This is a genomic window from Aporhodopirellula aestuarii (genome assembly GCF_023701485.1).
In the GTDB taxonomy this organism is placed as follows: domain Bacteria; phylum Planctomycetota; class Planctomycetia; order Pirellulales; family Pirellulaceae; genus Rhodopirellula; species Rhodopirellula aestuarii.
Map to the genome: position 1 here is coordinate 55,316 of NZ_JAMQBK010000023.1, position 16,323 is coordinate 71,638.

General features: G+C 57.9%; 10 protein-coding genes. 5 read left to right on the forward strand and 5 right to left on the reverse strand.

Going from position 1 to position 16,323, the window contains the following annotated elements:
* Window positions 1-92 precede the first annotated feature (92 nt).
* The 4 genes from NB063_RS07690 to NB063_RS07705 all read right to left on the reverse strand — a co-directional run bounded on the left by NB063_RS07690 (window position 93) and on the right by NB063_RS07705 (window position 9,716).
* Window positions 93-710 carry a phosphoesterase gene (locus NB063_RS07690; protein ID WP_250928178.1) on the reverse strand — a complete coding sequence of 206 codons (618 nt, stop codon included), beginning with the start codon at window positions 708-710 and terminating at the stop codon, window positions 93-95.
* A complete protein-coding gene (speA, locus tag NB063_RS07695; protein ID WP_250928179.1) occupies window positions 703-2,835 on the reverse strand; it encodes a biosynthetic arginine decarboxylase in 2,133 nt (710 codons plus the stop codon). The genes NB063_RS07690 and speA overlap by 8 nt, the downstream gene beginning before the upstream one ends.
* A gap of 347 nt (window positions 2,836-3,182) precedes the next feature.
* Entirely contained in the window at window positions 3,183-7,769 is a 4,587-nt protein-coding gene (locus tag NB063_RS07700; protein WP_250928180.1) for an SdrD B-like domain-containing protein, read from the reverse strand.
* 300 nt (window positions 7,770-8,069) lie between these two features.
* Window positions 8,070-9,716, reverse strand: a complete 1,647-nt coding sequence (locus tag NB063_RS07705) for a BBP7 family outer membrane beta-barrel protein (protein ID WP_250928181.1) — start codon at window positions 9,714-9,716, stop codon at window positions 8,070-8,072.
* Window positions 9,717-10,346: 630 nt separating this feature from the next.
* Between NB063_RS07705 and hemL the strand changes: the two genes are divergently transcribed.
* The 4 genes from hemL (at window position 10,347) to NB063_RS07725 (ending at window position 14,825) form a co-directional block, all read left to right on the forward strand.
* Entirely contained in the window at window positions 10,347-11,657 is a 1,311-nt protein-coding gene (gene hemL, locus NB063_RS07710) for a glutamate-1-semialdehyde 2,1-aminomutase (RefSeq protein ID WP_250928267.1), read from the forward strand.
* Window positions 11,658-11,829: 172 nt separating this feature from the next.
* Window positions 11,830-12,516, forward strand: coding sequence for a helix-turn-helix domain-containing protein (locus tag NB063_RS07715; RefSeq protein ID WP_250928182.1), 687 nt, complete (start codon window positions 11,830-11,832; stop codon window positions 12,514-12,516).
* A gap of 153 nt (window positions 12,517-12,669) precedes the next feature.
* The gene (locus NB063_RS07720) at window positions 12,670-14,019 is read left to right on the forward strand and encodes a DUF1552 domain-containing protein (RefSeq protein WP_250928183.1); all 1,350 of its coding nucleotides are present in this window, start codon (window positions 12,670-12,672) and stop codon (window positions 14,017-14,019) included.
* A 5-nt stretch (window positions 14,020-14,024) separates the two neighbouring features.
* Window positions 14,025-14,825 carry a TVP38/TMEM64 family protein gene (locus tag NB063_RS07725; RefSeq protein WP_250928184.1) on the forward strand — a complete coding sequence of 267 codons (801 nt, stop codon included), beginning with the start codon at window positions 14,025-14,027 and terminating at the stop codon, window positions 14,823-14,825.
* Between the two features lie 59 nt (window positions 14,826-14,884).
* On the opposite strand, the gene NB063_RS07730 is transcribed toward NB063_RS07725, so the two are convergent.
* Window positions 14,885-15,706, reverse strand: a complete 822-nt coding sequence (locus NB063_RS07730) for a hypothetical protein (protein ID WP_250928185.1) — start codon at window positions 15,704-15,706, stop codon at window positions 14,885-14,887.
* 65 nt (window positions 15,707-15,771) lie between these two features.
* Here NB063_RS07730 and NB063_RS07735 point away from each other — a divergent pair, with 65 nt between their 5' ends.
* Window positions 15,772-16,230, forward strand: coding sequence for an NUDIX hydrolase (locus NB063_RS07735; protein WP_250928186.1), 459 nt, complete (start codon window positions 15,772-15,774; stop codon window positions 16,228-16,230).
* Window positions 16,231-16,323 lie beyond the last annotated feature (93 nt).

Here is a 16,323-nt window from a genome sequence, read left to right on the forward strand (position 1 = left end):
GCGAAGTATCGCCCCAAATTCATTATGGAAACGAGGTCCATTTCACCGCCGGTCACGCGATGTCGGGTCGACATCCACCCCTAATCAGAGCGTTAGGATTCGTCTGAGAACAATGCGTCCAGGCAGAGCTGGCTCCAAGTTTCGAGGCGATCGTAGCTCTCACGAAGTTCAGCAATCGTGAGAAATTCCCCTTCGGCGAGCTCAGGTTCGTTACTCGTCACATGGGGGTGCTCCAGTGTGAAGCGGTGAATCACGCCCAGATGCACCTGACCGACTTCATTGCTCGGGTCGTACAACAAGCCTTCGCGATCGTCGGTGTAGTCGCACAGAATCGTCACTTCTTCGTCGAGTTCACGCCGCATTCCGGTCACGTAGGGATCTTCGTCGCCATCGGCGTCCTCACGGCTGATGTGTCCACCGACGCCAATACTCCGCTTGGCATGCAATCTTGTTTCGCCCGAACCACCGCCCCGCGTGTAAGTGAACACACGCACCAAACCGTCCTCCGGATTCGTCCATTGCATGACGACATAAGGAATCAATTGCTTGAAGCTGGGGTCGGATTCCATCGCGGCACGGGGACGATACGAGAGCTGATCGCTCGCCAAAATTGGGACGAGAAAGCGGTCCACATCCACCTCGAACCCTTCCAGGTGTCCGATCGATGCAATTAGGTCAGCGGGCACGACCAGAACGTGTTCTTCAGGCATGGTTTGTCGTCGAGGGCTTGGCGGGTTCGGGTGAATCTTGCGAGGACGATTGGGCGGGTGACGTCTCGACCTCGTCCGCCGAGAGCGTACGGCGTGACGTGAGATACGTGTACCCGGCTAAAGCCCGCTCGTACGCGGCTACGGTATTGCCCGCCTGTTGGTGGTTGATCATGCCGCTGCCGACCGCGTGCTCGACCGCATCCTGAATCGCTTCGACCAACTCTCGGTCTTCGTATTGGACGTAACCCAGCACCTCGGAAACGGTGTCACCTTTGACGATCGAACGGATCTTGGTCGCGTCACCATCCACTTCGATGTGCACGGCGTGCGTGTCGCCGAACAAATTGTGAAGGTCTCCCAAAATCTCTTGATAGGCACCGACCATGAACACACCGAGTTGATATGGCTCGCCGGCGCGGAGTGGGTGCAACATCAACGTCTCGGTTCGTTGGCCGTCCCCGACGAACGAATCGATCTTCCCGTCGCTGTCGCAGGTGATGTCACCGAGAACCGCGTGCCGGGTCGGCCGTTCTTCGAGCCGATGAATCGGCATGATCGGAAACAACTGGTCGATCGCCCACGAGTCCGGCATGGACTGGAACAGCGAGAAGTTCGCAAAGTAGATATCCGACAACATGCAATCGAGCCCGGCCAAATCTTCGGGGATTTCTTCGAGTGCCATGGCGAAGTCGCGAGCCCGATGGCAGATCGCGAAATACAGAGTCTCCGCCGCCACCCGTTGTTCCAAAGGCAAGTAGCCACCGCTGAACAAGTTCATGCACAAATCCAAGGCGACTTGCGCGTCGTGAAACGTCTCGAGCATGTTTGCCGGAGACATGAGTTTGTACTGTTCCCAAAGGTCGTGAACCGGTTGCTCGAAATCGTCGGGCGGTCCCGCCGGCGCTTCATTGCGGAGCTGGCGACTGCGGACCTCTTCGCTGAGTCGTCCTGCACCGAGATCGTTGTCGTCACCAAAATCGCCGTCGTCGTCTGGCGCCGAGGCGAGATCTTCTTCCGCAGGCACGCGTGCCCAATCGGGAAGAATCGATTCCCCCTGAGAGGTCACTCCGAGCGTCTCCATGACCAGCACGCTGTGCTGCGCCGTGACCGCCCGGCCGCTTTCGGAAATCAACTGAGGATGCGGCACTTCGGCTTCATCACACACCGTCTGCACGTGATAGACGACGTCGTTAGCGTATTCCTGCATCGTGTAGTTCATGCTCGATTCGTTGTCGGACTGCGAACCGTCGTAGTCGACACCGAGGCCGCCGCCGACATCGAGATACCCCATCGCGGCGCCGCGTTTTTTTAGATCGGCGTAAATGCGTGCCGCTTCCAAAATCGCGGACTTCAATTGGCGGATGTTTCCGATTTGGCTACCGACGTGAAAGTGCAGCAACTGGAAACAATCGCCCATGTCGATCTCGATCAACCGATCGAGCTGCGCGAGCACTTCGGCCACGGTCAATCCGAACTTGCTGCGATACCCACCGCTGGCTTGCCAACGGCCGCTGCCTCGGGTCGCGAGTTTGACACGAATACCGAAGGTGGGTCGCACGCCGACTTCCTTGGCCACGCGAAGAATCAGATCGAGTTCGCTGACCTTCTCGACAACCGGCAAAACGGTTCGCCCGAGCCGCTGGGCATGCAGAGCCAAGCGGATGAACTCTTCGTCTTTGAAACCGTTGCAGATGATTGGAAGGCCGTTATTGCCCATCGCGACGGCGGCAACTAATTCTGGCTTGCTGCCCGCTTCAATCCCAAAACCGAGCTCCGAACCTTCACTGACGATCTGTTGCACCACCTCACGCTGCTGGTTCACCTTGATCGGGAACACACATCGATATCGGTTTTCGTAATTGTGGTCCGAAATCGCGGTGCGGAAACACTTGTCGATTCGCCGCAAGCGGTCGCGAAGTATGCCGTTGAAACGGAGCAGAATTGGAAGTTCCAGTCCCCGATCAATCAGCCGATCCACCAGCAATTTCAGATCGACCGAATGAGGTAAGTCCGGTTGCGGGGTGACGAGCACGGTTCCGTCCGGCGATATGGAAAAGTAACCGTCTCCCCAACGTTCGATGCCGTATTGGGATGCAGCGTCGTCGAGCGTCCAGTTTTTTTCCATCGCGCAGTGTTTTCTGTTGGTTTCCAATCCGGGGTGCCTCTCTTGCAGGTGGGGCGTGGACGAAATGCCTCATTGGCAAAAATTGCGCCGACCTCGGGCCAAACACAACGCGTCCATGTTTGCCTGAATGCGAGACTCTGTCGAGGACCAACGAAAAAACAAAAAAAGCCCGGTCTTCCCCCCGAAAGACCGAGCTTATTTTCGCGATGCGGCGATTGTTTTTCGCTCACGCCGCATTCTCACCGAACATCCCGGGCCCCCCGACCCATTTCGTCCACGATTCGCGTGCTTCACCGGCTCCCGAGCGAATCGTCAACGAATGAGATGTTCGTCGAATGGTCAGTGCATCACAGGATGCACAGTTTGTAGCTCATGTATGGAACAAGAGCGAAATTGTTGTCAGCGACCGCTGTGGGCGACGAACCGCCCACCGTGATGCTGATCGTGTCACCCGAATCCGCGGGTGTCGCGCCGGTTCCGTCTTGCTCGAGCCCGTCGAGGTAGAACGACGGTATATCGAGACGTTGAACCTGGTAATCACCTGCAATCAATCCGTCGAACTCATAGAACCCGTCTTCATCCGTCCTCGTGCGACGTCCTGCGGTTCCGAGGTCACCGCCGGTCAGCAGCAACTCGATTCCCTCGAGTCCGTTGTCCACACCATTCTGGAGGCCATCGTTGTTGAAGTCGCGGAAAATCGTTCCCGACAGTTCATTAATGGCTTGATCAATAGCGGTCGTTGCCGTCGCTGTATTCGATTTGTCGTTGGAAATTTCCTGGGTGGTCGTCGAGACGGTCACCGAGTTGACTTGGTCAGCCGTCGCACCGGCATTGATGGTGGCAATGATGGTGAATTGGAACGATGCCCCAGCTGCCATGGGGTCGTTATTGAGCGGCGTCACGGTCACGACACCGCTCGAGGCAGTGAGCGCCCCGTTGGGTCCGGTACCGCTGACGAAGGTGACTCCCGATGGAAGCGTGTCGACGACAGTGACCCCTTCGGCAGGTGACGGTCCGTCGTTGAAGACGGTGACCGTGTAGGTAAGCTCGCCGCCCGCCTGAGCGGTTGCCGCGCTAACCGTCTTGGTCAAGTAAACGTCCGCCTCAGGAACCACCGTCACATTCACACTCGCCGAGTTATTGTCGGTTTGTGTCTCGCCGGTATCGGTTACCAAACTCACATTGTTGGTCAACGTTCCAGACGAATCGTCATCGACTGCGGCAAGGATCGTCAGCGTCCGCGTCGATCCAGGAGCCAGGTCGAATGACGGGAACACAATAGTCCCGTTGGTGGTACTCGTCGGGGTCACGCTGCTGCCACCGGAGGTTGCCGACTGAAACGTCAATCCGGAAGGCAATACGTCCGTGACCACAATGCCCCGAGCCAACGAAGGGCTCAGCCCGTTGTCGCTCTCGGTGCCGTCGTCGTTCGTATCGTGGGAAACGACCAAGGTGTACGTCACCGTGTCGAGCGGACCGACGGTACCGGTTCCGTTGACGGATTTGCTGATCGTGATATCAAACTCGGGCGTCGTCGTGATCGTGACGCTATCCGAGTTATTGGTGGTATCGAGTTCCGTCACGCCTGGAACCGAGACTTGGGCGGTGTTCACGATATCGCCGGTGGCCGAATTGTCGACATCCGCGGTGACGGTGAAGGTGCGTGTTTCACCTACCGGGATCGATGCGTATTCGACCAGGATCTGACGGGTCGTGGTGTTGTAGAAGTTCGTGTTGCTGGCCCCCGCGGCAACGACGCTCACCCCGGTCAAGTTCGCAGGCAACGTGTCAGTAACGTCGACATTGACCGCATCGGAGATGCTATCGTCGTCGTGGGTGATGGTGAATGTGTAGATCACTTGATCCCTACCCGGCACTACCGTTGTCAGGTTCACGCTCTTGTCCAGAATCAAATCCACTCGTGGAGAAGGATCGATTTGGACGGTAGCGGTGTTGGCGGCGTGTCCCGTCGGTTCGGTATCGGTCGTCGCGATGACCACGTCGTTGTCGAGCGGATCAAACTGATCGCTCGCGATGGCCGCTTCGAAGGTGAATGTACGCGACTCGCCCGGTGCCAAGTTTGGCACATTAAAGACGATCGTTTGACCCGAGTTGGATGCGATCGTCGCACCGCTGGTCAGGGCATCAAAGCTACCTGTCACGAAGGACAATCCGGTGTCGAGCGTATCGGTGACCGTCACGCCCCGAGCTTCCGAAGTCCCCGAGTTCGTGGCAACGATTTGGTAAGTGACAAAACCGCCGGCGAACACATCAAACGGTGCTGACGTGTCAATGATGTCGTCGGAGTCATCGCCATCGGTGCGGTCGTCAGGCGTGCGAGTCTCGATGACTGTTTTTGCAACCGTGACGTCGACTTCACGAGCAACCGGGGTGTCATCCGTCGCGGTCACGTCGGGCGCGTTGTCGGCACCAACGGTGATCGAGTTGGACAACGGGGAATCGGCATCCAAGAACGCCGCATCCACTAAGACACGGAACGTGACCACTTCGACTTCAGACGCAGGCATGTTGCCAAACGTGATACGAAGTTTTCCGTCGTCGGCACCACCACTGACGAGTTCAACGAGACCGCTGCCCGTCGTGAACGTTCCTGAACTGGCGACGTAAGTCACGCCGGTTGGCAGGGTGTCCAATGCGACCACGTTGGCCGCCGCATCGGTGCTGACATTGGTCACCGTGATGGTGTACGTCAGTTCGTCACCGGCGATCACGGTGTCGGGTGAATCGATACCGTCGGTCTTGGTGATCGTCAGTTCCGCCAGAGGCACGTCGACGGTTTCAATCGCAATGTTGTTTTCGAGTGCTCCGTCGAGCGGATCGCCGACACCGCGGTCGGCCGCGTTGGAATCGGCATCAACTTCGACTTGGTATCCCGTCACGCTGATTTCGTTGACCGGATCGGCCGTCAGACTTGAATCGATCGTCGTGTTGACCGTGTACGTGACGCTCGCTCCCGAGGCGAGGTTCCCGACGGTAAAGGTGTGAACGGGACGGCCGCTTCCATTGGTGGTCGTGGTTGTCGTTACAGGGCTCGATCCGCTGTCGACCACGCTGACGAACGTTAGCCCTTCCGGAATCGTGTCGCTCACCGTGACGTCGGTCGCGTCGGTTCCACCAAGGTTTGTCACGGTGACGGTGAAGATGGCCGTGCCGCCGAGTGACAGGTCGCTCGTGCCACTGATCGTCTTGTCAATTCGCAAGTCGGTTGTCGGTAAGACGCCGAAGTCGACCGTTGTGTTTTCATTGCCGCCAGTCGGTTCTCCACCGATGGTAAGCGTGATCGCACCGCTGATGAATCCGACACCGGCAACAAAGACGCCGTCGTTATCGTCATCGGCATCGTCGTCGGTGTCACCGGCGGGTGTATCCACGTCACTTCCCTTGTATCCTTCGAGCGGTTGTCCGGTTCCGAACTCGCTTGAGGGAATCATGACGTAGTAGGTGCCAGGGCCGAGATCGTCACCGCTGGTCAGTGTCGTGAACGAATAGGATCCGATATTCGATCCGCCGAGCGGATTGACGGTCGTGGTCGCGATCGGAGTCTGCAGTCCGTCACTCGGATCGGTGTCATAGAGTTCGATCGCAATCGGGTTACCCGACGGAGCTTGGAAGAGCCCCTCACCGGGGTCCTGCAAGCCGTTGTTTTGTTCGGTTTGATCGCTGCCGCCACCGTTGTCAACGAAGACTTCACCACCGAGCGTGAGTGGCACCGTTGCAACGGAATTGGCCGTCACCTCGGTGCTCATCTGCGAATCCCAGATGGATAGGAAGAAGTCCAGGCCGGGGGCTCCGGCACCGCCGTTGGAATTCACGCCATCGACGAAAGCCTCGACTGCACCGACATTGGTGAAGTCCGCACCCGTACCACCCCCGACGGAGAAATCGTCAAAAGCAACAAAAACGAGCAGCGGCGTGCCCGATGCGATATTGTCGGGCAAGTCGATCGTTGTCGTCGAAAAATTGGTTGCATCGGTGTAAATCGTGACTACGAGACCACCAGTGACCACGGTGTCACTACGCAAAGCAACCTGCAATCCGCTCTTGTCGTCCCCACCGGTGAGATCGATACCGCCAAGCCCCGTGTGATCGAGTGCTAAACCGGCGCCGTCGGCATCCACACCGTCGTATTGCACCAACAATGTCGCCTCAACGTCGCCACCGTTTGAGAACACCAATTGATTGGACCCGGTCACCACCTCGAAGCTGCTCGAACCACTCGTCGCGTTGTCGATCGTGATTTCGACGTCGCGTTCGTCGCCGAGAATACCGCCACCTGAACTCATTGCTCCGGGGCTGCTCGTCGTCGTTGAACCAACGACGGTTTCAGTGATGGGTTGCGAAGGTTGGGCGGTCAAGAAATTATCAATCGTGACTGCCGTGACGCCGTCGTCATCGGTGATTTGAACGCTCACATCATCCGACAACACGACCCCCGTGAGCGGCGTGCCGCTGGAATCTTGCACACCACCGGTGCCGGCAATGAATTCAAGGACGTACATTCCGTCGGTGGTCACAAACGGATTCGCTAAACCCGCGTCTTCCGTCGCGTCATCGTTGGCGACGGTGTCTTCCCCGTCGAGGTTCGTGAAACGATAGGCACCGTCCGCTCCCGTGGTGAGCGTCCCCACCAACGTGTCTCCACCATCGACTTCGCCAGGGGTGGTGCCGTCATCGAGGTAAAGGTTGACATCGACGTTCTGCAAGAGTGTTTCACCCACGTCGACGGTGCCGTCACCATCGGCATCGATGAACGCGACCCCGCTGATCGCACCCAAATCGCTGGCGAGTAGTTCGCGTTTTTGCAACGATTCGAGTCGGAGACGACGAGCATTTTTGCCACGTCGCGTGACCGAACGTTCATTGCGTCGGGTGGTTTGACCGGTCAAACGGTCGATCATGCGTTGCCAAATCATCGTTTCACTACCTTCGTGGGCTAGTGGTTTTTCTGTGGGGGGTGTCGCCCGCGCGTTGATCGCAGGAGAACACCAATCGCGGTTTCATGTCGGCAGGGGAAAAGGCTCGCCCTAGCAAACCTTCACGCTTGGACGCTGCCTTGGACGTCTAAGTTTCAAAACAGAACCCAGGTAGCCTTCGATGCCCCAAATCGATTGGTGTCGATGCAGAACCTGCACATTCGGTTTAATCGGCTGTTTCGTTCTGTCCGCGACAGCCGTTAGGCTTTCCCGCAGACGATTCATCCTGATCGTTACGCCTTACCAGCGATAATCGAGGCCAAAGCTAAGCCCTTGGGCCCAGTAGTCGGTGTTGTCAAACGCGAAGCGTGGGAACACGCCCGTTGGAGTAGCCACGTTCGAGTTAGGAACTTGAGCCTGGTCAATGATCCGCTCGATTTGGTCGCCGGGCCGAACCACGTTGGACATGTAAAGGAACGTGTATCCGAACGTCGCACGCAGTTGATCGGTGAGTTGGTAGCCGAGTTTCATGTTCAGTTCTGGCAAGACCGCGAACTCGTTCCGCTCGTAAGATCCGATATTGGAGTTCAGAGCGAGCAGGCCGCCCGACACAGCTGGAGCGGTGCTGTTGATCACGGTTTGTCCAGTGATATCGACGTGTTGCTTCACGTTTCCGACCGCCAATCGCAGGCCGATGTCAAAGTTCCAGTAGTCGATCGAGCGAGTGTGAAACCATCCGAAGTCGATCCCGTTAAATTGGTTCCGGGTCCGGAACGATTCGTTCAGTGCGAATGTCAACGGCGTGTTGGTGCCTTGATCAATCAGGATGTTGCTATCAATTCCGATACCTTCATCGAGTTCGACCGAACGAAAACCGAGCCGGTGTTCCGAACGTGAGCACCAACGGGTTGGGCAGGAGCACGGCCCGACGTGTGTGCAACCTTGGCTGGCGATTCGGAAGTGACGCAGATAGATGTCCCATCCGCTCAACTCACTATCGACGTCGATGTTCAACGTCCCGGTGTGTCCGCGGGTCGGGTCATGTACCAACGCAACCGCTTCAGTCAATTCGTCGAGTTGCGGATCCGGATTGTCTAATACAGTGATGATCGGGCGAACGAGTGTTCCGTTCTGGGCACCCCCGGCGAAACTTTCCGTTTCACGATCCAAACCAAACGCACCGGCTCCGATGCCCCAGGTATGGCAGTTGTCGAACCAGAAACCGAAGTCGAACCGCATGCCGTCAAAGTGATCTGTCAGGACGTCGTTGTTTCCATAGAGCACGGTTCCGTTTGCCAACGGGTCGCGGTCGGATAATCGTCCGGTCGACGCCAGTGGCGGGAGAGCCATGCCGTCTTGCCACCACATCAGGTACTCCGCTGAGAACCAACCGTCTTGCGGCCAGCACAACGTGATGCAGGGACGCAGACTGTCACAGTCACGGTATTCACCACACATCGGGTCGCCGTTGCAGCATTGACCGCTCGCACAGCCGATGCCGTCGCAGCCGCCCACGGAAATCCCGCAGATGCCGTCACAGCCGACATCACCACAACCGCACGATCCCATGGGGATCGAATCGCAGCCGTAATCGTGCAAAGGTTCCAGGTAAACCTGGCCGTCCATCGGCACGCTCTCGTGCGTGATCACCGGTTCCAGCACCGAGGTGCTCGACACAGGCCGCACACGTGGCTTGTTCATTTGCGAAGGTTTGACTTTTCGAGGCGTGACTTGGTCAGCTTCGTAGTCAACCAACTGCACTTCCGTCGCCGTCGCCCGTTGCTTGGGCGCTCGCTGCGACAGATCTCGAACGGGTTGCCAAGATGCACGAGCTGACTGCTCGACCCCACCGGATTGGGCCTGGAGGGGACTGCTCAGGCACACGACCGCCAGCAAGGCGATCGCTACGAGAGAAATTCGGCATGGAGTTTGAAGACGTTGCGACACTTTCGTCACCCATCAAGATGGAAATTGGGGGGCAAAGGGTAAATCTCGATGAAGCCGTCGGTGTCTTGGAAAAAGACGCCCGTCGGCCGAGATTTACCGGCTCACGAGTGATATCGTCGAATTCGTGGGAGATAGTTAAAGCAAAACCGGTAAAACCCGGAGAATCGTCAAACCCGGATCAATCCAAACAGGCTACCGGACGCAAAAAGCCAACGAAAAACGCAAAAACAGCCCAACACAAAAAACCCACGGAACGCAAAAAGCCGCCCCAATCGGCAAACTTTGACACCGATCCAGGCGTTCATGTTCCCCGACCGTCCGGGTACACGGCCGCATCCTTCGCCGCCCGTCAAAAACCGATTACTCGTGGCCAGCTCACCGGTCGCGGGCACGCGGCGAACTCACGGGTAGCCAGCGTGCAGAGAAATGGAACAATGGGGGTCACAGGATCACCGTGGTATCCGAACCGGCGGACGCCGGGCTGTCAGTCAAGGCCGATTGGCGAGCGCGACCGCCGCTTCGAGTTTGCGGCCTGCCGTCGCGTCCCGATACGGCGATCGAGAAACCGAACGCCAAGTTGATCCCCACCCTCTCGGTTTCCCCCATCTCTTTTTGACATTCCCACAACGCATGCTCACCACGTCTTCGTCTGCCGCCGAAACCCATCCCCTCAGCCACGCCGCGTTCGAGCGGGCAACCCGGTTGATGCCCGGCGGCGTCAATTCGCCCGCCCGTGCGTTTGGCGCCGTCGGCGGCTCGCCTTTGTTCATCGATCACGCCGAGGGCCCGTACCTGTATGACATCGATGGCAAACGCTACGTCGATTACATCGGATCGTGGGGACCGATGATCCTCGGCCACGCCCAACCCGAGGTCATCGAAGCGATCACAACCGCGGCATCGCGAGGCACCAGTTACGGAGCCCCAACCGAAGCCGAATCCAAACTGGCCGAACAAATCATCGAAGCGGTTCCGAGCATCGAAAAGGTCCGCTTGGTCAACAGCGGCACCGAAGCGACGATGAGCGCGTTGCGAGTCGCCCGGGGCGTCACCGGACGGAACAAAGTCATCAAGTTTGCTGGCAATTACCACGGGCACGTCGACGCGTTGCTCGTCGCCGCAGGCAGCGCCGCGGCCACTCTCGGTGCGCCCGATTCGCCGGGTGTGACCCCCGGCGCCGCATCCGACACGATCGTCCTTTCTTACAACGACGTCGAGGGACTCGAAAACGCATTCACGGAGTTCGGCAAAGAGATCGCCGCCGTGATCCTGGAACCGGTGGTCGGCAACATGGGATGCGTCATCCCGACGATGGCATTCCTGCAGGCGATGCGGGACCTCACCACTCGACACGGTTCGATCTTGATCTTTGACGAAGTCATGACGGGATTCCGCGTCGCATTTGGCGGTGCTCAAGAACGCTTCGGGATCACCCCCGACATGACCACACTCGGCAAGATCGTCGGCGGTGGCATGCCGCTGGGAGCCTACGGAGGTCGCCGTGACATCATGGATCAAGTCCTACCAGCCGGCAAAATTTTCCAAGCCGGAACCCTCAGCGGCAATCCCGTCGCGGTTGCTGCCGGATCCGCGACGCTGCGAATCCTCAAAAACGATCCACCTTACGAACAACTCGAACGCATGGGCGAACGACTCGCCACCGGGCTCGACTCAGCGGCTACCGAGGCGGGGATTCCGCACACCGTCGCCCGAGTGGGCAGCATGATGACGCTGTTCTTCAATCCCGATCCGGTCACCTGTTGGGACGACGCCGATCGATGCGACCGTGACGCGTTCGGACGCTATTTCTGGGGTCTGATCGGCCAAGGCATCTACATGCCGTGCAGCCAATTCGAAGCGTTGTTCTTCAGCCGTCTGCACGACGAAGCGATCATTGACGAAACGATCGACGCCGCCCGCAAAACGCTTGCCGCACTTTAGGCCATTCTGGTGCAGGAATTGCGTGCACCTTGAGATTGCACCTTCCCAGGCAACGAAGCGGCGTGTGTCGAGCGACATCCTCTTCACCGCCTGCTGCGCAATCTGGGGTATCGACGAATAATCCAACTCGTCGCCGCAATCTTGTTAACGAAATGCCAAAAGGCCTAGTGAAGTGACACGTCCGGAACTGAGCGACATCGATTTCGTCAAAATACTCAATGAAGATCCCGACATTGGTGTCGCGATCGCATCCGCTGACGGAGAAATCATTGATTACAACGTGAACACTCCCCACGTTTTCGGGGCCGATCCGTCACACGATTATCGAGGCAAACGTCTCGATGAAATCTTCGAGTTTGAATTCGCCGAAGAACGTTTGCAATGGATTCGCGAAGTGCTCGAAACGCGGCAACCGCTTCGCGTCGAACACTTCTATCAAGGGCACCGGATGATTTCGACCATGGTGCCGATGATCGGGGAAGATCAACAGGCCTATGTCGCCATCATGACCAAACGCGACTGCCAAACACCGGCCGAATCTTCCGCGAACCGTGTGATGAGCCAGTATCTCGACCTCGGGCCTCTCTCTTCGTTGACCAAGCGAGAATTCGAAGTCCTCGTGCTACTCGGGCATGGGTACAGCGTCCCGGAGGCGGCCAAACGACTCTATCGCAGCCCCCGGACGATCGAACAACACAAAGCGTCGATTGGGCGAAAACTCGGCGTATCGGCGATCGCCGATATCGCGAGAATCGTTGCCGTACACGGGATCAAACTCGAGGATCTCGAACTCGAGCGATTCTTGGCACTCCGCCCCGAGTTTCGCCACGAGCAAGAAAAAGTCGCCGAAAGCGAATAGTTTGTCCGCCGAGTCGCTGCATTCTCCTTATCCTGTGGAGAGGGCAGATGCGCGGGATGCGGTACCGTGATATCGGCCTACCCGTGAAAACCTTCGCCGCTCCCGGACCACGAATCACCCCACTTGGTCCACGATCCTCTTCAGTGCAGACCGATGGCAACCACCCTTTCACGACGAACCGTTCTTCGCAGTCTGGGAACCGCAATCGCCCTTCCCATGCTCGACGTCATGCAACCGGGTCGGTTGCTCGCCGCATCCGGCGGCCCGAGCACACCTCCGATCAGGATGGGATTTTTCTACGTCCCCAACGGCATGCACATGCCCGACTGGACTCCTCAATCCGAGGGTACCTCGTACCAGATGCCCGAAACGCTGGCCCGGCTTTCCGCACACCGCAAGCATCTCAATGTCCTCTCAGGATTGACGCTCGACGGTGCCCGTGCCCATGGTGACGGCGGCGGCGACCATGCCCGCAGCGTGGCCGCGTTCCTGACCGGTGCCCACCCCCGAAAAACCAACGGGGCCGATATCCAAAATGGAGTCTCGGTCGATCAAGCCACCGCAACCCAGATTGGTGCCGCGACCCGGTTCGCTTCGCTCGAATTGGGACTCGAAACGAGCAGCCAAGCGGGAAACTGCGACTCCGGATACAGCTGCGCGTATGCATCGAATATGTCCTGGCGTGGCCCCACCAATCCGATGGCCAAAGAGAACGATCCCCGCGCCGTGTTTGATCGCCTGTTTGCCGGACAAACCGAAAAAGAAACTCGCCGCGCCCGCAGCGAACGTGAAAAGCATCGTAAATCGATTCTCGACTTCGTCGAAGAAGATGCGAAGCGTTTGCACGCGCATCTCCCCATCGTCGATCGGCGAAAACTCGATGAGTACCTCTACTCCATCCGCGATATCGAGAAACGGATCGCCGGTGCCGAAAAACTGGGAATCACCGAAGAAGGCGTCCCCGATTATCCACGACCACTCGGTGTGCCCCGCGAGCTAAGCAAACACAGCGAACTGATGATGGACATGATTGCGTTGGCCTATCAAACCGATAGCACGCGAATCCTGTCCTTCATGTTCACCAACGCGGGCAGCAACCGTTCGTACAAAGAAATCGACGTCAACGAAGGCCACCACGAGCTTTCTCATCATGGCAAGAGTGCCGACAAGCAACGTGGGATCGCGAAAATCAATCGGTTCCATCTGGATCGGTTCGAATATCTCCTCGCCAAACTCAAACAAATCCCCGAAGGCGAGGGCACGCTGTTGGACCACTGCATGATCGTTTACGGTAGCGGAATCAGTGACGGAGACCGACATAACCACGATAATCTGCCGATCTTATTGGCGGGCGGTGGCGGCGGGCGAATCCGCTCCGGACGGCACATCAGCTACAAAAACGGCACGCCGCTCTGTAATCTTTATTTGTGGATGATGCACCAAATGGGAGCACCGGCGAGTGCGTTCGGCGACAGCACCGGACAACTCGACAAACTAGGATGAGCATCATGTTTCGGCAGCGACGGCGGTTGATACCGCTGGCAATCTTGTTAGCCGCGCTGACGTGGTTGGCAACTGGAAATTCGCTGGCAACGGCCCGGCAAATCCTCGAATCCTCTCACGCCGCCGGACCGATCGGGTTTGTGATTTTGGGCACGGGACTGATGTGCTTCTTCGTTCCCAAAACATTCATCTCATTAGCCGCCGGCGGTTTGTTTGGGATGTTCGACGGCGCGTGGATCTTGACGACAACCGCGTTGGTATCCGCGATGGTGAACTATCACATCGGTCGCTGGACCCTGCCGAGTCGACCCGGGGAAGCGGATCTCAGTGAACTCAGCGATCTCGCTAAACTCGATGCTGCCTTTTCTCGCGACGCATTGGAAAACCTTGACCGATTGGACGAGCGAGACAGCGAAGCCGAAAACGTGCGGCAACGTTTACTTAGACAAATCGCCAACATGGCCCGCGAATCGGGGTGGGGTTTTCATTTAGCCATTCGTCTAACACCTATCCCGACAACCATCATCAGCTACACGATGGGCGCCGCATCGGCCAGGAAAATGCCCTATGCGGGTGCAGCGATCGCTGCGTCGATTCCACAATGGCTATGGGTCTATTGCGGTGCCGCTGCGGCCAGCGACGATCAACTCGGACTGGCAAAAATCGTTGGCGTCGGATGTACCTTCGCCGCCGCGATCGTGCTGTCGATCTGGGTTCCTCGCCGGATCGTTCGCGCGTTCGCCGCTGAATCAGCCAGCCGCGAATCGGATCCACCGGAAATGGCTCGCCCGGCGTGCGAATCTTGACGCCAATGGGATCGACCGAGGCGATTCGGTAAGAGTCCGCTTGTCGATTCAGTACCGGTCTATCGATCGAGAACCATGTCGATGAAGCTTTCCATGCCGACGCGTGTATCTTTGGCCACCACCAAACGGTCACCTGGGCGAAGTGCGTAATCGGACTCAGGCCGGATTTGCTCGGGGGCACGATTGACAAACAGCACGTCCATTCGCACACCTTCGAAACTGTCGGGCGAAGGGCGATACAACGCCGCTTGAACTTTGCCGAGTTTTTTGAGAACTCCGGTTTGCTGCAATAACGTACTCACGAAAACGCTTTGACCTCCGGGTACGGACCCATCTCCCGACGCCGCGTCCGGTGTCGGCAGCGGCAGCACTCGGATCGGCACGTCGTCATCGAGAATCTGTAACACGACGGAGTTGTTGGCTTTGGCGTTTCGGACGCTCTGATAAACCTCTTGGGTGAACGTGCTCGAAGGGAGCGAGGCCCCAGCACCCACGGGCACGTAATTGGCCTGCTGCGCCGCAGCGTCGACCGAGGGCGCCGCGGTCAGGGCGGTAATCGCCGGCATCTTAAAGGACGCTCCTGGAAACAGTGAACATCCAGCCAGTGAGAAGGGCAGCGTTGCGAGCCCGGCCCAAATCAACCGGAGCATGATCGTCGTTGTAACGTTTTTTCGACAGCGATCTTTCACGATTACACTCGGTTGGGCCGCGCCCGACGATTTGGCAAGTTGCATGAATCGGACTTTGCTAGCGACGGGGATATCATCAGAGGGAGGTAATGCCGGTTGCCCAGACATGGAGACTTGGGCAAACTTTAACGACACCAGTTGCATCGACGCATCGCCGCTACTTTCTTGACGAAATTCCAAGATTTTGCTCATCTCCCATGTGGGGGCCCATGGATTCGGGTTGCCCGTCGCATCTCTTGATTGATAAAAGTCCCTCCATGGCTCACACACCCTTTTCCTCGTCCACGCGCCGCCGAAACCGCAAACGCGGTGTGATTGGGGTGATGTTCCGCGATGACCGGCTGTTGATCATCCGGCGGTCAATGACCGTCAATGCGCCCGGAAAACTGTGTCTTCCGGGCGGCGGCATTGAGGCCGGCGAGTCCGAAGAAGAGGCATTGGTTCGGGAGATGCAGGAAGAGATCCTCGTGGACGTCGAACCCGTCCGTCTGTGCCACCGCAGCGTCACGCCGTGGGGCACCCAATTGGCCTGGTGGATCGCCCACATCACGAACGAGGCCGAACCGGTACCGAATCCCGAGGAAGTCGCCGAAATTCACTGGATGACTCCGGTCGAGATCTCGCGGGCCAGGAACGTGCTGCCGAGCCTGCCCGAATTCATTTCACAGTGGCAGTCCGGCCAAATCGATTTGCCTTGGAACGCAACCTGCGACTAATTCGAACGCAATCTTCGAACCGCTCGCCCCCAACCTCTTTGTCCGGCGTTGCTTTCCACCTTGCCTGAAAAACGTGTTCTGCTACGCTTACGT